This is a genomic window from Agrococcus sp. SGAir0287 (assembly GCF_005484985.1).
In the GTDB taxonomy this organism is placed as follows: Bacteria; Actinomycetota; Actinomycetes; order Actinomycetales; family Microbacteriaceae; genus Agrococcus.
The window spans coordinates 1,574,160-1,591,446 of record NZ_CP027942.1 but is presented as its reverse complement, the minus strand read 5'-3'; the positions used below and the strand labels follow the sequence as shown (position 1 = coordinate 1,591,446).

16 protein-coding genes are annotated in these 17,287 nt (G+C 74.1%); all 16 read left to right on the top strand.

All coding sequences use genetic code 11. The features are described 5' to 3' along the window. The first annotated feature begins 64 nt into the window (after positions 1-64). Positions 65-613, top strand: coding sequence for a bifunctional pyr operon transcriptional regulator/uracil phosphoribosyltransferase PyrR (gene pyrR, locus C1N71_RS07625; RefSeq protein WP_137755843.1), 549 nt, complete (start codon positions 65-67; stop codon positions 611-613). Then, a complete protein-coding gene (locus C1N71_RS07620; protein ID WP_137755842.1) occupies positions 610-1,548 on the top strand; it encodes an aspartate carbamoyltransferase catalytic subunit in 939 nt (312 codons plus the stop codon). The genes pyrR and C1N71_RS07620 overlap by 4 nt, the downstream gene beginning before the upstream one ends. Further along, positions 1,545-2,831, top strand: a complete 1,287-nt coding sequence (locus tag C1N71_RS07615; RefSeq protein ID WP_137755841.1) for a dihydroorotase — start codon at positions 1,545-1,547, stop codon at positions 2,829-2,831. Before C1N71_RS07620 ends, C1N71_RS07615 begins: the two co-directional genes overlap by 4 nt. Beyond that, a complete protein-coding gene (locus tag C1N71_RS07610) occupies positions 2,828-3,325 on the top strand; it encodes a PH-like domain-containing protein (protein ID WP_137755840.1) in 498 nt (165 codons plus the stop codon). The genes C1N71_RS07615 and C1N71_RS07610 overlap by 4 nt, the downstream gene beginning before the upstream one ends. Next, positions 3,322-4,446, top strand: coding sequence for a glutamine-hydrolyzing carbamoyl-phosphate synthase small subunit (carA, locus tag C1N71_RS07605; RefSeq protein ID WP_137755839.1), 1,125 nt, complete (start codon positions 3,322-3,324; stop codon positions 4,444-4,446). The genes C1N71_RS07610 and carA overlap by 4 nt, the downstream gene beginning before the upstream one ends. Further along, positions 4,446-7,721 carry a carbamoyl-phosphate synthase large subunit gene (carB, locus tag C1N71_RS07600; RefSeq protein WP_137755838.1) on the top strand — a complete coding sequence of 1,092 codons (3,276 nt, stop codon included), beginning with the start codon at positions 4,446-4,448 and terminating at the stop codon, positions 7,719-7,721. The genes carA and carB overlap by 1 nt, the downstream gene beginning before the upstream one ends. Then, positions 7,718-8,530, top strand: a complete 813-nt coding sequence (pyrF, locus tag C1N71_RS07595; RefSeq protein WP_137755837.1) for an orotidine-5'-phosphate decarboxylase — start codon at positions 7,718-7,720, stop codon at positions 8,528-8,530. The genes carB and pyrF overlap by 4 nt, the downstream gene beginning before the upstream one ends. Further along, positions 8,527-9,384 carry a guanylate kinase gene (gmk, locus tag C1N71_RS07590; protein WP_137755836.1) on the top strand — a complete coding sequence of 286 codons (858 nt, stop codon included), beginning with the start codon at positions 8,527-8,529 and terminating at the stop codon, positions 9,382-9,384. Before pyrF ends, gmk begins: the two co-directional genes overlap by 4 nt. A gap of 76 nt (positions 9,385-9,460) precedes the next feature. Continuing rightward, positions 9,461-9,718, top strand: coding sequence for a DNA-directed RNA polymerase subunit omega (rpoZ, locus tag C1N71_RS07585; protein ID WP_137755835.1), 258 nt, complete (start codon positions 9,461-9,463; stop codon positions 9,716-9,718). Further along, positions 9,718-10,914 (top strand): bifunctional phosphopantothenoylcysteine decarboxylase/phosphopantothenate--cysteine ligase CoaBC, encoded by a 1,197-nt coding sequence (gene coaBC / locus C1N71_RS07580; protein WP_137755834.1) that lies wholly within the window; start codon positions 9,718-9,720, stop codon positions 10,912-10,914. Before rpoZ ends, coaBC begins: the two co-directional genes overlap by 1 nt. After that, the gene (gene metK, locus C1N71_RS07575) at positions 10,911-12,101 is read left to right on the top strand and encodes a methionine adenosyltransferase (protein ID WP_137755833.1); all 1,191 of its coding nucleotides are present in this window, start codon (positions 10,911-10,913) and stop codon (positions 12,099-12,101) included. The genes coaBC and metK overlap by 4 nt, the downstream gene beginning before the upstream one ends. After that, a complete protein-coding gene (locus C1N71_RS07570) occupies positions 12,098-14,005 on the top strand; it encodes a primosomal protein N' (protein WP_137755832.1) in 1,908 nt (635 codons plus the stop codon). The genes metK and C1N71_RS07570 overlap by 4 nt, the downstream gene beginning before the upstream one ends. Next, the gene (locus tag C1N71_RS07565) at positions 14,005-14,916 is read left to right on the top strand and encodes a methionyl-tRNA formyltransferase (RefSeq protein WP_137755831.1); all 912 of its coding nucleotides are present in this window, start codon (positions 14,005-14,007) and stop codon (positions 14,914-14,916) included. The genes C1N71_RS07570 and C1N71_RS07565 overlap by 1 nt, the downstream gene beginning before the upstream one ends. After that, positions 14,909-16,318, top strand: a complete 1,410-nt coding sequence (locus C1N71_RS07560) for an RsmB/NOP family class I SAM-dependent RNA methyltransferase (protein ID WP_137755830.1) — start codon at positions 14,909-14,911, stop codon at positions 16,316-16,318. The genes C1N71_RS07565 and C1N71_RS07560 overlap by 8 nt, the downstream gene beginning before the upstream one ends. A gap of 10 nt (positions 16,319-16,328) precedes the next feature. Then, on the top strand, positions 16,329-16,994 hold the full coding sequence (gene rpe / locus C1N71_RS07555; RefSeq protein ID WP_137755829.1) for a ribulose-phosphate 3-epimerase: 666 nt from the start codon (positions 16,329-16,331) through the stop codon (positions 16,992-16,994). After that, positions 16,991-17,251 carry a phosphoribosyl-ATP diphosphatase gene (locus tag C1N71_RS07550; RefSeq protein WP_137755828.1) on the top strand — a complete coding sequence of 87 codons (261 nt, stop codon included), beginning with the start codon at positions 16,991-16,993 and terminating at the stop codon, positions 17,249-17,251. The genes rpe and C1N71_RS07550 overlap by 4 nt, the downstream gene beginning before the upstream one ends. The last annotated feature ends 36 nt before the right edge of the window (positions 17,252-17,287 follow it).

Below are 17,287 nucleotides of genomic sequence, written 5' to 3'. Positions count from 1 at the left end.
GACAACCTTTCGTGCCGTCCTGCGAGACGGCCGCGACGCCCTGAGAGGCAGGAAGGGGGTCTGCATGCCTGCGCGCACCGTGCTGCAGGAGGCGGACATCGCCCGCGCGCTCACGCGCATCGCTCACGAGATCCTCGAGGCCAACCGCGGGTCCGAGTCCCTCGTGATCCTCGGCATCCCGACGCGAGGCGCCCTCCTCGCCGACCGCATCGGCGCCCGCCTCGGCGAGATCACCGGCACCGACTTCGCCGCGCGGACGGGTGCGCTCGACGTGACGATGCACCGCGACGACCTCGCCCGCACGGGCGCTCGGCCCACGCAGCCCACCCGCATCCCCGAGTCCGGGATCGACGGCCAGACCGTGGTGCTCGTCGACGACGTGCTCTACTCGGGCCGCACGATCCGCGCAGCCCTCGACGCGCTCGCGGACCTCGGCCGGCCCGCCGCCGTCCGCCTCGCCGTGCTCGTCGACCGCGGGCACCGACAGCTGCCGATCCGCGCCGACTACGTCGGCAAGAACCTGCCGAGCGCAGCGAGCGAGCACGTCTCGATCCTGCTCGCCGAGGTCGACGGCCAGGACGCCGTGACGATCCAGGAGGGCAGCGGACGATGACGGGACTGCTCACCGCGGCGCTCGAGCGCGACGACGCGATCGCGCTCCTCGACATCGCCGAGGACATGGACCAGATCCATGACCGCGACCAGAAGAAGCTGCCGGCGCTGCGGGGCCGCACGGTCGTGAACCTCTTCTTCGAGGACTCCACCCGCACGCGCTCGTCCTTCGAGATCGCCGGCAAGTGGCTCTCCGCCGACGTCATCAACGTCTCCGGCAAGGGCTCGAGCGTGTCGAAGGGCGAGGATCTGCGCGACACCGTCACGACCATCGCGGCGATGGGCGTCGACGGCATCGTCATGCGGCACGGCGCCTCGGGAGCACCGCAGCTCGTCGCCTCGTGGGTCCCGCAGCCGATCGTCAACGCCGGCGACGGCACGCACGAGCACCCGACGCAGGCGCTGCTCGACGCCTTCGCGCTGCGCCGACGCATCCACGGCGACGCGTCGCGCGGGAAGGGTCTCGACGGCGTGCGCGTCGCGATCGCCGGCGACGTGCTGCACAGCCGCGTCGCGCGCTCGAACGCCCTGCTGCTGCCGGCGCTCGGGGCCGAGGTGACGATCGTCGGGCCGCCCTCGATGCTGCCGCCCGGCATCGACGCCTGGGACGTGCACCACACGACCGACCTCGACGCCGTCGTCGACGATCGTCCCGACGCGCTCATGATGCTGCGCGTGCAGCTCGAGCGGCAGACGGGCGCCTTCGTGCCCAGCGCGGGCGAGTACGTCGGTGGCTGGTCGCTGACGGCCGAGCGCTTCGCGCGCCTCGGGGGCGAGACCCTCGTCATGCATCCCGGGCCCATGAACCGCGGCCTCGAGATCTCGTCGGTCGCCGCCGACGCCGCCGCCTCGCTCGTGCTCGAGCAGGTGCGCGCCGGCGTGTCGGTGCGCATGGCCGTGCTCTACCGACTCCTGGCAGGAAGGACCCAGTCGTGACCACCCTCGTCGTGCGCGGAGCGCGCATCCTCGGGCTCGACGCCGCCGACCTCACCATCGAGGACGGCGTCGTCACGGCCATCGGCACGGCGTCGGCGCCAGCTGACGCGACGGTGCTCGACGCGGACGGGCTCGTCGCCCTGCCCGGGCTCGTCGACCTCCACACGCACCTGCGCGAGCCGGGCTTCGAGCAGTCGGAGACGGTCGCGACCGGCGTGCGCGCCGCAGCCGCCGGCGGCTACGCGGCCGTCTTCGCCATGGCGAACACGAAGCCGGTCGCCGACACCGTCGCCGTCGTCGAGCAGGTCGCCGAGCTCGGCAGGCGCGCGGGGCTCGCGCACGTGCAGCCCATCGGCGCCGTCACCGTCGGCCTCGCAGGAGAGCGCCTCGCGGACCTCGGCATGATGGCTCGCTCCGCCGCGCAGGTGCGCGTCTTCTCGGACGACGGGCACTGCGTGCACGACGCGCAGCTCATGCGCCGCGCGCTCGAGTACGTCGCGCCCTTCGACGGCGTCATCGCGCAGCACGCGCAGGAGCCGGCGCTCACCGTCGGCGCGCAGATGCACGAGTCGCCGCTCTCCGGCGAGCTCGGCCTCGCGGGCTGGCCGTCGGTCGCCGAGTCGTCGATCGTCGCACGCGACGTGCTGCTCGCCGAGGCGACGGGCGCACGCCTGCACGTGTGCCACGTCTCGACGGCCGAGACGGTCGACGTCCTGCGCTGGGCGAAGGCGCGCGGCATCCGCGTCACGGCGGAGGTCACGCCGCACCACCTCGTGCTCACCGAGGAGGAGGTGCGCGGCTACGACGCGCGCTTCAAGGTGAACCCGCCGCTGCGCGCCGCATCCGACGTCGAGGCACTGCGCGCCGCGCTGGCCGACGGCACGATCGACGTCGTCGCCACCGACCACGCACCGCACCCGATGGAGGCGAAGCGCGCGGCATGGGCCGACGCGGCCATGGGCATGGTCGGCCTCGAGACCGCCCTCGCCGTCGTGCAGGAGGCGATGGTCGACACGGGGCTCCTCGACTGGGCAGGCGTCGCACGCGTCATGGCGAGCGCGCCGGCGCGCATCGGCCGGCTCGAGGGCTTCGGCGGCGCGATCGAGGTCGGCGCCCCCGCGCACCTCGCGCTCGTCGACCCGCACGGCTCGACGCCCGTCGACCTCGAGCACCTCCACGGGCGCTCGACGAACTCGCCGTTCCTCGGCCGTACGCTGCCCGGCCGCGTCGTCCACACCGTCTACCGCGGGCGCGCGACGGTGCAGGATGGAGTGGTCGCATGAGCTACGAGACCTTCATCCTCCTGAGCGCGGCCCTCGTCGTCGTCCTGCTCGCCGCAGGCGTCCTCGGCTGGCGCGCGCGTCGACGACGCCATCGCGACCTCGTCGCGCCGCGCTCGCCCGAGGGCTTCGAGGCCGTGCTCGACGCGCCCATCCTCTACGTCGCCACGACGACGGCCGGCGACCCGTACGACCGCGTCGCGGTGCACGGCCTCGGCTTCCGCGCCCGCGGCCGCGTGGCCGTCGGCCCCGCGGGCGTCGTGCTCGACCTGCCGGGCACCGCCGTGCTCGTGCCGACCACCGACCTGCTCGGCGTCGAGCGCGCGACCTGGACGATCGATCGCGTCGTCGAGCCCGGCGGGCTCCTCAAGGTCACGTGGCGCCTCGGCGCCCGCGACCTCGACACCTACCTCCGCGTGACCGGCGACGACGCACCCGTGCTCGCCGCCATCCGCGACATCCAGCCGCATCCGACCGCTTCAGGAGCTGCAGCATGACCATCGCCCACCTCGTGCTGGAGGACGGCACCATCTACCGGGGCCGCGCCTACGGCGCCATCGGCCGCACGCTCGGCGAGGCCGTCTTCGCCACCGGCATGACCGGCTACCAGGAGACGATCACCGACCCGTCGTACGCGGGCCAGATCGTCGTCCAGACCGCGCCGCAGATCGGCAACACCGGCGTGAACGACGAGGACCCCGAGTCGCGACGCATCTGGGTCGCCGGCTACGCCGTGCGCCAGGCGAGCCGCGTCGTGTCGAGCTGGCGCGCGACCGAGTCGCTCGACGCGCGCCTGACCCGCGACGGCATCGTCGGCATCCAGGGGATCGACACGCGCGCGCTCACGCGCCGCCTGCGGGATGCGGGCAGCATGCGCGCCGGGATCTTCTCGGGCGACGCCGTCGGCACCGACGCCGAGATGCTCGACGCGGTGCTCCAGAGCCCGCCGATGGCCGGCCGTCGGCTCGCCGACGTCGTCTCGACGCCCGAGGCGTACACGCTGCCCGCGACCGCCGAGCGCGTCGGCCACCTCGCCGTGCTCGACCTCGGCGTGAAGACGTCGACGCTGCGCTACCTGCAGGACCACGGCTTCGACCTCACGGTGCTGCCGCACTCCGTGACCGCCGACGAGGTGCTGGCCCTCGGGGTCGACGCCGCGTTCTACTCGAACGGTCCCGGCGACCCGGCTGCATCCGACCAGTACGTCGAGCTGCTGCAGGCGCTGCTGCGCGCCGGGCTGCCGTTCTTCGGCATCTGCTTCGGCAACCAGCTGCTCGGCCGCGCGCTCGGCTTCGGCACGTACAAGCTGCCCTTCGGCCACCGCGGCATCAACCAACCCGTGCTCGACGTCGCCACCGGCACCGTCGAGATCACGAGCCAGAACCACGGCTTCGCCGTCGACGCGCCCATCGGCGAGGTCGTCGACAGTCCCGCGGGCTTCGGCCGCGTCGAGGTGAGCCACTACTCGCTGAACGACCGCGTCGTCGAGGGTCTGCGCGCGCTCGACCTGCCGGCGTTCAGCGTGCAGTACCACCCCGAGGCCGCCGCCGGCCCCCACGACTCCATGTACCTCTTCGATCGCTTCGCGCAGCTCGTGCGCGAGCGGAAGGACGCCTGATGCCCAAGCGCGACGACATCTCGTCGGTCCTCGTGATCGGATCCGGACCCATCGTCATCGGCCAGGCGGCCGAGTTCGACTACTCCGGCACCCAGGCGTGCCGCGTGCTGCGCGAGGAGGGCATCCGCGTCATCCTCCTGAACTCCAACCCGGCGACGATCATGACGGACCCGGACTTCGCGGACGCCACGTACATCGAGCCCATCACGCCCGAGGTGCTCGAGACGATCATCGTGAAGGAGCGTCCGGACGCGATCCTGCCGACGCTCGGCGGCCAGACGGCGCTCAACGCGGCGATCGCGCTGCACGAGCAGGGCATCCTCGAGCGTCACGGGGTCGAGCTCATCGGCGCGCGCGTCGACGCGATCCACCGCGCCGAGGACCGCCAGCTCTTCAAGCAGCTCGTGCTCGACGCGGGCGGCGACGTCGCGTCGTCCGTCATCGCGAAGACCGTCGACGAGGCGGTCGCGTTCGCCGACGAGTACGGCTACCCGGTCGTCGTCCGCCCCTCGTTCACGATGGGCGGCCTCGGCTCGGGCTTCGCGCACGACGAGGAGGAGCTGCGGCGCTTCGTCGCCGACGGCCTCCACTCGTCGACGATCGGCGAGGTGCTGCTCGAGGAGTCGATCCTCGGGTGGAAGGAGTACGAGCTCGAGCTCATGCGCGACACGGCCGACAACACGGTCGTCATCTGCTCGATCGAGAACGTCGACCCCGTCGGCGTGCACACGGGCGACTCCATCACCGTCGCTCCGGCGCTCACGCTCACCGACCGCGAGTACCAGCGGCTGCGCGACCTCGGCATCCGCATCATCCGCGACGTCGGCGTCGACACGGGCGGCTGCAACGTGCAGTTCGCCGTCGACCCGGCCACGGGCCGCGTCATCGTGATCGAGATGAACCCGCGCGTCTCGCGCTCGAGCGCGCTCGCGTCGAAGGCGACGGGCTTCCCGATCGCGAAGATCGCCGCGAAGCTCGCCATCGGCTACCGCCTCGACGAGATCCCCAACGACATCACGGGCGTGACGCCCGCGTCGTTCGAGCCGACGCTCGACTACGTCGTCGTGAAGGTGCCGCGCTTCACCTTCGAGAAGTTCCCCGCCGCCGACCCCACCCTCACGACGACCATGAAGTCCGTCGGCGAGGCGATGGCGATCGGGCGGACGTACGTGCAGGCGCTGCAGAAGGCGCTGCGCTCGATCGAGCGCCGCGGCTCGTCGTTCCACTGGCGCGGCGAGGTCGGGGACAAGGCTGCGCTTCTCGAGGCGGCGCGCACGCCGACCGACGGCCGCCTCGTGACGCTGCAGCAGGCCATCCGCGCCGGGGCCACGGTGGAGGAGGCGTTCGAGGCGACGGCGATCGACCCGTGGTTCCTCGACCAGATCGTGCTCGTGGAGGAGGTGGCCGCCGACATCCGCGCCGCCGCCGCCCTCGACGAGGAGATGCTGCGGCACGCGAAGGAGCACGGCTTCTCGGATGCGCAGATCGCCGAGCTGCGCGGCATCGACGAGGCCGAGGTGCGCCAGGCGCGCTGGGCGATCGGCCTGCGCCCCGTCTTCAAGACCGTCGACACGTGCGGCGGCGAGTTCCCGGCGCTCACGCCGTACCACTACTCGTCGTACGACCTGGAGACCGAGGTCGTGCCCTCCGACCGGCGGAAGGTCGTCATCCTCGGATCGGGACCGAACCGCATCGGCCAGGGCATCGAGTTCGACTACTCGTGCGTGCACGCGTCGTTCGCGCTGCGCGACGCCGGGTACGAGACGATCATGGTCAACTGCAACCCCGAGACGGTCTCGACGGACTACGACACGAGCGACCGGCTGTACTTCGAGCCGCTCACGCTCGAGGACGTGCTCGAGGTCATCCACGCCGAGTCCGCCTCCGGCGAGCTCGTGGGCGTCATCGTGCAGCTCGGCGGCCAGACGCCGCTCGGACTCGCACGCGGCCTCGAGGCCGCGGGCATCCCCATCCTCGGCACGCAGCCCGACGCCATCGACCGGGCGGAGGAGCGCGGGCGCTTCCAGGAGATCCTCGATGCTGCCGGCCTCGTCGCGCCCCGCAACGGCACCGCGACGACCGAGGAGGCCGCGCTCGAGGTCGCGGAGCGCATCGGCTACCCCGTGCTCGTGCGCCCCTCGTTCGTCCTCGGCGGCCGCGGCATGGAGATCGTCTACGACCGCGACTCGCTGCGCGGCTACTTCGACCGCATGGCCGACACGGCGATCATCGGCCCGGGCAAGCCGCTGCTCGTCGACCACTTCCTCGACGATGCGATCGAGATCGACGTCGACGCCGTGTACGACGGCACCGAGCTGTACGTCGGCGGCATCCTCGAGCACATCGAGGAGGCCGGCATCCACTCGGGCGACTCGTCGTGCACGCTGCCGCCCGTGGGCCTCGGACGTTCGCAGATCGACGAGGTGCGGGATGCGACGCTCGCCATCGCGCGCGGCCTCGACGTGCGCGGTCCGCTCAACGTGCAGTTCGCGTTCTCGGCCGGCCGCCTCCACGTCATCGAGGCGAACCCGCGCGCGAGCCGCACCGTGCCGTTCGTCGCGAAGGCGCTCGGCTCGCCGATCGCGAAGGCGAACGCGCTCGTCATGGCCGGCAGGTCGATCGCCGAGCTGCGCGCCGACGGCACGCTGCCCGAGCGCGACGGCTCGAGCCTGCCGCTCGACGCGCCGGTCGCGGTGAAGGAGGCCGTGCTGCCGTTCCGCCGCTTCCGCACCCGTGACGGCGAGCTCGTCGACAGCCTCCTCGGCCCCGAGATGCGCTCGACGGGCGAGGTCATGGGCATCGACCGCGACTTCCCGCGCGCGTTCGCGAAGAGCCAGGTCGCCGCCTACGGCGGGCTGCCGACGACGGGCACGGTCTTCGTGTCGCTGTCGGACCGCGACAAGCGCCAGGCGGTGCTGCCGATCCATCGCCTGCGGCAGCTGGGCTTCCGCGTGCTCGCCACCGAGGGCACCGCGGAGATCCTCGCGCGCAACGGCATCGAGGTGGAGACGATCGCGAAGCACAACGAGGTCGGCGTCGACGCGTCGATCGTGGGTGCGATCCACCGCGGCGAGGTCGACATCGTCATCAACACGCCGACGGGCCCCGCCGCGCGCCTCGACGGCTACGAGATCCGGGCGGCGACGGTCGGCGCCGACAAGGCGCTCTTCACGACCGTGTCGCAGCTCGGCGCCGCCGTGGCGGCGATCGAGGCGGCGCGCGCGCCCTTCGAGGTCACGAGCCTGCAGGAGTACCACGCCAGGAGGACGGCATGACGTTCGGCGCGCGCCTCGCCGCTGCGGTCGCGGACCGCGGCCCGGTGTGCGTCGGGATCGACCCGCACGCGCATCTGCTGGAGGCGTGGGGCCTGCCGGACACGGCCGCGGGCGCCGAGGCGTTCGGCCTCGAGGTCGTCGAGGCCGCCGCGGACCGCGTCGCGGTCGTGAAGCCCCAGGTCGCGTTCTTCGAGCGGCACGGCTCGGCGGGGCTCGTGGCGCTCGAGCACGTCATGCGCGTCGCGCGCGAGCGCGGCCTCCTCGTGCTCGCCGACGCGAAGCGCGGCGACCTCGACTCGACGATGGATGCGTACGCGCAGGCGTGGCTCACGCCCGGCGCGCCCCTCGAGGCGGACGCCGTGACGGCCTCGCCGTACCTGGGCCTCGGCTCGCTCGAGCCTGCGCTGGCGCTCGCCGAGCGGCACGGCAAGGGCGTCTTCGTGCTCTGCGCGACGTCCAACCCCGAGGGTGCGGGCCTGCAGTCGCGTGCCGACGCGTCGGGGGAGTCCGTGGCCGCCTCGATCGCTCGCGGCGTCGACGCCTGGAACGCCGAGCACGCCCCCGGCGCCGTCGGCGCGGTCGGCCTCGTCGTCGGCGCGACGGTCGTCGCCGCCGACCTCGGCGTCACGCTGACGCCGTCGACGCCCGTCCTGGCGCCCGGCTTCGGCCATCAGGGCGCGAGGCTCTCCGAGCTCCGGTCGCTCTATCCGGAGGGGACGATCGTGCTCGCGAGCACGTCGCGCGCGGTCACCGCGGCGCGCGACGGGGTCGCCGCCGCGATCGACGCCGCCGTGGAGGAGGCGCGATGACGCTCGATCCCGCGCTCGGGGCGGAGGCCGCCCTCCGCGCACGCCGCGCCCGCGCCGAGGTGAAGCGCGCCATCCACGCCCGCGAGCGCACGGCGCTCGAGGTCGCCGAGCACGCGTGGGAGCACCCCGGCTCCGTCGAGGCCGGCATGCGCGTGACGGAGCTCGTCGACGCCATCCCCGGCATCGGCCGGCACCGCATGGGGCGCGTGCTCGAGCGCCTCGAGATCTCGCCGCGCAAGCGCGTGGGCGGCCTCGGCTCGCGGCAGCGCGAGCGCCTGCGCGAGTGGCTCGACGTCGACCCGGCCCCCGCGAGGCTCATCGTGCTCGCGGGTCCGACCGCCGTCGGCAAGGGCACCGTGGCGCAGCACGTGCGCGACCACTACCCGTGGATCCGCCACTCGGTGTCGTGGACGACGCGCGCGCCGCGCCCGGGCGAGATCGACGGCGTGCACTACACGTTCGTCTCGGACGCCGAGTTCGACGAGGCCCTCGCCGAGGACGCGTTCCTCGAGTGGGCGAAGGTGCACAACTCCCACCGCTACGGCACGCCGCGCGCGCAGGTGCAGGCCGTGCTCGACACCGGCGACTCCGTGCTGCTCGAGATCGACCTGCAGGGCGCGCGGCAGATCCGCGAGCGCATGCCCGAGGCGCTGCTCGTCTTCCTCGCGCCGCCGTCGTGGGACGAGCTCGTGCGCCGGCTCGTCGGACGCGGCACGGAGGACGCCGAGGAGCGCGACCGCCGCCTCGCGACCGCCGAGGTCGAGCTCGCGAGCCAGGACGAGTTCGACGCCGTCGTCGTGAACCGCGACGTGGCCGAGGCCGCCGCCGAGGTCGTCGCGCTCATCGGGCGCTAGACTGTTCCACTGCGCCGTCTCTCCACGAGGCTCGAGCGCGCACGCCTCCACCAGCCCGACCTCTCGAGGAGACCCCATGGCCGACAAGGGCATCATCAACCCGCCGATCGACGACCTGCTGTCGAAGGTCGACTCGAAGTACCAGCTCGTGATCTTCGCCGCCAAGCGCGCGCGCCAGATCAACGACTACTACACCGACCTCCACGAGGGCAGCATGTTCGACAACGTCGGGCCGCTCGTCGACTCGACGCTCGAGGACAAGCCGCTGTCGGTGGCGCTCCACGAGATCCACGAGGACAAGCTCCTCCTCAAGCCCGCGCAGCCCTCGGCGTAGTGCGCGTCGTCGTCGGCGTCGCCGGCGGGATCGCGGCCTACAAGGCCGCCCACGCGATCCGGCGACTCGTGAGGGACGGGCACGACGTCCACGTCGTGCCCACGGCTGCAGCCGTGCGGTTCGTCGGGATCCCGACCTTCGAGGCGCTCAGCCGCAACCCGGTGACGACCGACCTCTTCGACGACGTCGCCGAGGTGCGGCACGTCGCCCTCGGGCAGTCCGCCGACCTCGTCGTGGTGCTGCCCGCGACGGCGTCGACGATCGCGCGCATCGCGCACGGCATCGCCGACGACCTCCTCGGCACGACGATCCTCGCCTCCGAGGCGCCGCTCGTCCTCGCGCCCGCGATGCACACCGAGATGTGGCGCAATCCGGCGACGCAGGCGAACGTGGCCACGCTGCGCGAGCGCGGCGTCACGATCGTCGGCCCGGCGGACGGACCGCTCACGGGTCCGGACTCCGGCCCGGGCCGCATGGTCGAGCCCGACGACGTCGTCGAGGCGGCCTACGCGGTCGTCGCCCCGGCGCGCGACCTCGCCGGCATGCGCATCGCGATCAGCGCGGGCGGCACCCGCGAGCCGATCGATCCCGTGCGATTCCTCGGCAACCGCTCGTCGGGTGCGCATGGCGTGGCGCTCGCCGCACGCGCCGCGGCGCGTGGCGCGGACGTGACCCTCGTGGGCGCGAACCTGCAGGTGCCCGCACCGACCGGCGTGCGCCTCGTCGAGGTCTCGACGACGGCGCAGCTGCGCGACGCGATGCTGCTGGCGAGCCGCGACGCGCACGCCACGATCATGGCGGCCGCCGTCGCCGACTACCGCGTCGCCGAGGTCAGCGACGCGAAGCTGAAGAAGGAGGCGTGGGGCGCGGAGCCCACGCTCCGCCTGACGCAGAACCCCGACGTGCTCGCCGAGCTCTCGGCGCGCGCGCCGCGCGGCGTCGTCGTGGGGTTCGCCGCCGAGACGGAGCCGGATGCCGACGAGCGCCGTGCGATCGCGCAGGCGAAGCTCGCGCGCAAGGGCTGCGACCTGCTCGTGCTGAACCAGGTCGGCGTGGACCTGGGCTTCGGCGACGTCGACACCGCGGTCGAGATCCTCGACGCCTCGGGCGTCGTCGCGACGGCCGCCGGCGCCAAGGCGTCGGTGGCCGATGCCATCCTCGACACCGTCCGATCCACCCTGCAGGAGCACGCATGACCTCCCGGCTGTTCACGTCCGAGTCCGTCACCGAGGGGCATCCCGACAAGATCTGCGACCAGATCTCGGATCGCATCCTCGACGCGATGCTCGCGCAGGACGCCCAGTCGCGCGTCGCGGTCGAGACGCTCGTGACGACGGGGCTCGTGCACGTGGCGGGCGAGGTGCGCACCGAGGGCTACGTCGAGATCCCGAAGCTCGTGCGCGACACGATCGTCGCGATCGGCTACGACTCGTCCCAGGTGTCCTTCGACGGCAACTCGTGCGGCGTCACGGTGTCGATCGGCGAGCAGTCGCTCGAGATCGCCACGGGCGTCGACACGGGGCTCGAGGCGCGCGGCGGCGAGACGGATGCGCTGTCGCAGCTGGGCGCCGGCGACCAGGGCATCATGTTCGGCTACGCCACCGACGAGACGCCGACGCTCATGCCCGCGACGGCGTGGGCGGCGCACCGGCTCGCCGAGCGCCTCACGGCGGTGCGCCGCGACGGCACGATCGGGTACCTGCGGCCCGACGGCAAGACCCAGGTCACGATCGAGTACGTCGACCACGAGCCGGTGCGCGTCGACGCCGTCGTCGTCTCGACGCAGCACGCCGAGGACGTCGACCAGGCCCGTCTGCGCGCCGACGTCGAGGAGCACGTCATCGCCCCCGTGCTCGCGCAGCTGGGCCTGCCGCATGACGACGTCACGATCTTCGTGAACCCCTCCGGCTCCTTCATCGTCGGCGGTCCCAAGGGCGATGCGGGCCTCACGGGCCGCAAGATCATCGTCGACACCTACGGCGGGGCGGCGCGGCACGGCGGCGGCGCCTTCAGCGGCAAGGATCCCTCGAAGGTCGACCGCTCGGCGGCGTACGCGCTGCGCTGGGTCGCGAAGCACGTCGTCGCCGCCAGGCTCGCGCGCCGCGTCGAGGTGCAGGTCGCCTACGCGATCGGCCGCGCGACGCCCGTCGGCCTCTACGTCGACTCGTTCGGCACGGGCGCCGTCGACGACGCCACGCTCACCGAGGCGATCCTCGCGGTGTTCGACCTGCGACCCGAGGCCATCATCCGCGACCTCGACCTGCGCCGGCCCATCTACGCGCAGACCGCCGCCTACGGCCACTTCGGCCGCGAGCTGCCCGACTTCACGTGGGAGCAGACGCCCCGCGTCGACGCGCTGCGCAAGGCCGCCGGCGTGGCATGAGCGTCGCGCGCGTCGTCGTCGAGTCGCGGCTGCCGCAGCTGGATCGCCTCTTCGACTTCCGCGCGGACGACGATGTCGTGCCCGGCGTGCGCGTGCGGGTGCCGTTCGGCGGACGCATGCTGCCCGGCTTCGTGGTCGAGACGGCCGCCGAGAGCGACTTCGGCGGCGAGCTGCACCGCGTGGAGCGCATGCTCTCGCCGGTGCCCGTGCTGCGCCCCGAGGTGTGGGCGCTGGCGCGCGCCGTCGCCGATCGCGCCGCGGGGTCGGCCGTCGACGTGCTGCGCGTCGCGATCCCCGGACGCCAGGCGCGGCCCGAGACGGCGTGGCTGCAGCGAGAGGCGGTCGTGCCCGCGCCGCCGGAGCCCGGGGAGAGCATCCTGCCCGGCCTCGTCGAGCGCCGCGGCCGGATCGCGCTCCGCTCGGAGCCGGGCGTCGTCGCCGTGGCCGCGGAGCCCGGCGGCGACGCGTCGGCGACGCGCTGGGTGGGCCGATGGGCCGTCGAGCTGGCGGGGCTCGCACGCGACGCGCTCGCACGGGGCGAGCAGGCCATCCTCGTCGTGCCCGACCACCGCGAGCAGCGGCAGCTCGTCGCCGCGCTGCAGGCGGTCGTGGGCGACCGCGTCGTCGAGCTCGACGCGCGGCAGTCGAACCCCGATCGCTACCGCGCCTTCCTGCGCGCGATCGACGGCGGCCCGATCGCGATCGTCGGTCCGCGCAGCGCCGTGTACGCGCCCGCCGCGAGCCTCGGCCTGCTCGCGGTGTGGGAGGACGGCGACCCGCTGCACGACGAGCCGCTCTCGCCGTACGCGACGACGCGCGACGTCGCCCTCGTGCGGCAGCAGCAGTCCGGCTGCGCGCTCGTGCTCGCCGGCCACGCGCGCTCGACCGAGGTCCAGCGCCTCGTCGAGCTCGGCTTCCTCGAGCCCGTCGTGCGCGGCCGGCCGCCTCGCACGCTCCCGACGGCGCTGCAGGACGGCCAGGCGGGTCGCATCCCGGCGATCGCGTTCCAGGTCGCCAAGGAGGCGATCGCGGACGGACCCGTGCTCGTGCAGGTCGCGCGGCCGGGCCACGCTCCGGCGCTCGCGTGCGCGCGCTGCGGCGAGCGCGCGCGATGCCGTCGCTGCCAGGGCCCGCTCCGGCGTGCACGGGCCGACGCCTCGCCGTCGTGCGCGTGGTGCGGCGCCGTGCACGCGGCATGGGCGTGCTCGTCGTGCGGAGGTCGTGCGCTCGTCGAGCTCGGCCGCGGCTCGGTGCGCACGGCCGACGAGCTCGGTCGCGCGTTCCCGAACGTGCCGGTCGTCGTCGCGGACGGCCAGCACGAGCGGCTCGAGGTCGACGACCGGCCCATGCTCGTCGTCGCGACGCGCGGCGCGGAGCCCGTCGCGGCGGGCGGATACCGCGCCGTGCTGCTGCTCGACGGCGAGCGCATCCTCGCCCGCGAGAGCCTGCGCGTCGCGGAGGACGCCGTCCGCGCCTGGTCGACCGCGCGGGCGCTCGCACGCGACGACGCGTCGATCGTGCTGACGGGCGCGGTCGGACGCATCGCGACCGCCATGACGGCGCGGGATCCCGCGGCGTTCGCCGCGGCCGAGCTCGCGGATCGACGCGCGCTGCGCTTCCCGCCGGCCGTGCGCGTCGCCTCCGTCGTCGGCGGACCCGACGAGGTCGAACGCGTCGTGCGCGCCGTCGGCGACATCGGTGCGACGGATGCGCTCGGGCCCGTCGACGTCGGCGACGGCGCGGTACGGTCGATGGTCCGCTTCGACTACGGAGCGGGCGTCGACGTCGCGCACGCGCTGCGCGCCGAGATCGTGCGTGCCGCGACGCAGTCGCGCTCGCGCGTCGCGAAGGGCGCTCCCGTGCGCGTGCACGTCGACGACCACGAGCCGTTCGAGGGGATCTGATGCGCATCGTCTTCGCCGGGAGCCCGGCCGCCGCCGTGCCGAGCCTCGAGGCGCTCGCGCGCCGGCACGAGGTCGCGCTCGTCGTCACGCGCGGCGCCTCGCCGCAGGGGCGCAGGCGCGTCGTGACTCCGACCCCGGTGGCCGCGGCGGCCGAGCGGCTCGGTCTGACCGTGCTCGAGGCCGATCGGCTCGACGCCGCGGCGGCCGAGGCGATCGCCGGCGTCGGCGCGGAGCTCGGCGTCGTCGTCGCGTACGGCGGCCTCGTGCGCGAGCCGCTGCTGTCGACGCCCGCGCACGGCTGGATCAACCTGCACTTCTCGCTGCTGCCCGCCTACCGCGGCGCGGCGCCCGTGCAGCGCGCGCTCATGGCGGGCGAGGACGAGACGGGCGTGAGCGTCTTCCGGCTCGTGCCGGAGCTCGACGCCGGACCGATCGTGCGGATGGTCGCCTCGCCCGTGCCGCCGCTCGCGACGGCGGGCGAGCTGCTCGAGACGCTCGCCGCGTCCGGCGCCGACGTGCTCGTCGACGCCGTCGACGCGATCGAGGTCGGCACCGCGACGTTCGAGCCGCAGGTCGGCGAGCCGTCCTTCGCGCCGAAGCTGGCCCTCGCCGACGGGCTGCTGCGCCTCGACGAGCCTGCACCCGCCGTGCTCGACCGGTTCCGCGGCGTCACGCCCGAGCCGGGCGCGCACGTGCTGCTCGGCGGCGAGCGCGTCAAGGTGCTCGCCCTGACGCGCAGCGCCGCCGACCCGCTGCCCGCCGGCACCGCCCGGCTGGTCGGCAAGGATGCCGTGCTCGGCACGGCGACGGCCGCCCTCGCGCTCGGCGAGGTGCAGCCGGCGGGCAGGCAGGCGATGCGCGCGGCCGACTGGCTGCGCGGACGCGGGGGAGAGGTCGTGCTCGATGCCTGATCGCCGATCGACGAGGCAGCCGCAGCGGCGTCGCACGACCGAGCGGCCGAGCGCCCGGCGCGTCGCGCAGGAGGTCGTGCACGCCGTCGACATGGACGACGCGTACGCGAACCTCCTGCTGCCCGCGCGGATCCGCGAGGCACGGCTCGACGCGCAGGACGCCGGCTTCGCCACCGATCTCGCCTACGGCACGCTGCGCTGGCAGGGGCAGCTCGACGCCGTCATCGCCGCCGCGGCGGGCCGACCGATCGGCGAGATCGACCCGACGACCCGCTCGGTGCTGCGCATCGCGGTGCAGCAGCTCGCGCGGATGCGCGTGCCCGCGCACGCTGCCGTCCACGAGTCGATCGAGCTGCTCGGCGACCATCGCGGCCGGCGCGGCTTCGCGAACGCCGTGCTGCGCCGCGTCGCGGCGACGCCCGTCGACGCGCAGGTCGACGCGCTCGCCCGGACGATGTCCGACGACGACGCGCTCGCGCTGCGCACGGGACATCCCACGTGGGTGCTGCGCGCGATGCGCCGGGCGCTCGAGGCGGAGGACGCCGGCGACGAGCTGCCCGCGCTGCTCGCGGCCGACAACGACGCGCCGCGCGTGCAGCTCGTCGCGCTGCCCGGGCTCGCCGAGCCGGAGGAGCTCGGCGACGAGCCCACGGCCTCGCCGCTGGGCAGGCTCGCGCCGTCCGGCGACCCGACGCTCGTGCCGGCGGTGCGCGAGGGACGCGCGCGCGTGCAGGACGCGGGCAGCCAGCTCGCGGCGCTCGCCCTCACGCGCGCCGAGCCCGTCGTCGCGGGGGAGCGCTGGCTCGACCTGTGCGCAGGACCGGGCGGCAAGGCGGCGCTGCTCGCCGCCGAGGCGCGGATGCACGGCGCCCGGCTCGAGGCGAACGAGCTCGTGCCCACGCGTGCCGGCCTCGTGCGCCAGGCGCTGCGCGCCGTCGATCCGACCGTCGAGGTCGCCGTCGGCGACGGACGACGCTACGCCGACGTCGACGGCGTCTACGACCGCATCCTGCTCGACGCGCCCTGCACGGGCCTCGGCGCGCTGCGGCGCCGCCCCGAGGCGCGCTGGCGCAAGCAGCCGAGCGACGTGCCCGAGCTCGCGCGCCTGCAGTCGGAGCTGCTGCGCGCGGCGTTGCGCGCCGTGCGCCCCGGCGGCCTCGTCGCCTACGTCACGTGCTCCCCGCACCTCGCCGAGACGCGCGCGATCGTCCAGGGCGCCGTCGTCGACGGCGCGGACCCCGTCGACACGCGCGCGGTGCTCGCCCGGCTCGCTCCGGGCGTCGCCCTCGGCGGCACGGGCGCCGCGGCGCAGCTGTGGCCGCACCGCGACGGCACGGACGCCATGTTCGTGCAGCTGCTGCGCCGGCCCGGCGCGGACGGCGGCACCGCCGAGGCTCGATAGCCTCGAGCACGTGCGCATCCACCCGAGCATCCTCTCCGCCGACTTCGCGAACCTCGAGCGCGAGCTGCACGCCATCGACGGCGCCGACGCGGTGCACGTCGACGTCATGGACGGGCACTTCGTGCCGAACCTCACGCTCGGCCTGCCCGTCGTCGAGCGCATCGGGCAGGTCTCGCCGCTGCCGCTCGACGTGCACCTCATGATCGACGACGCGGACCGGTGGGCGCCGCGGTACGTGCTGCCCGGCGTCGCGAGCGTCACGTTCCACGCGGAGGCGACGCGCGATGCGTTCGCGCTCGCCCGCACGCTGCGCGACCGGGGCGTCGCCGCCGCCGTCGCCATCAAGCCCGGCACCGACGTCGCGCCGTACGCCGACCGCATCGACGCGTTCGACATGGTGCTCGTCATGACGGTCGAGCCCGGCTTCGGCGGGCAGTCGTTCATGCCCGAGGTGCTGCCGAAACTCGGTGCGCTGCGCCGCGCGGCCGACGACGCGGGCGTGCCGGTGCTGCTGCAGGTCGACGGAGGCATCTCGGCCGAGACGATCGGCGAGGCCGCGGCCGCAGGTGCGGACACGTTCGTCGCGGGCAGCGCGGTCTACGGCCACGGCGACCCTGCGCCGCGCATCCAGGCGCTGCGCGACGTGCTCGCCGCGGCCGATACCCTGGGATCGTGAAGACCTTCGACGCGCTGTTCGCCGAGCTCGAGCGGACCGTCGCCGAGCGTCGCGAGGGCAACACCCTCGCGCGCGTCGACGCCGGCGTCCACGAGATCGGCAAGAAGATCGTCGAGGAGGCCGCGGAGGTCTGGATGGCCGCCGAGCACGAGGGCGACGAGCAGACGGCGCTCGAGATCTCGCAGCTGCTCTACCACCTGCAGGTGCTCATGCTCGCCAAGGGCCTCACCCTGCAGGACGTCTACCGACATCTCTGAGCCTGCCGCTCACCCTTCCCCGCAGACCCAGAAGAG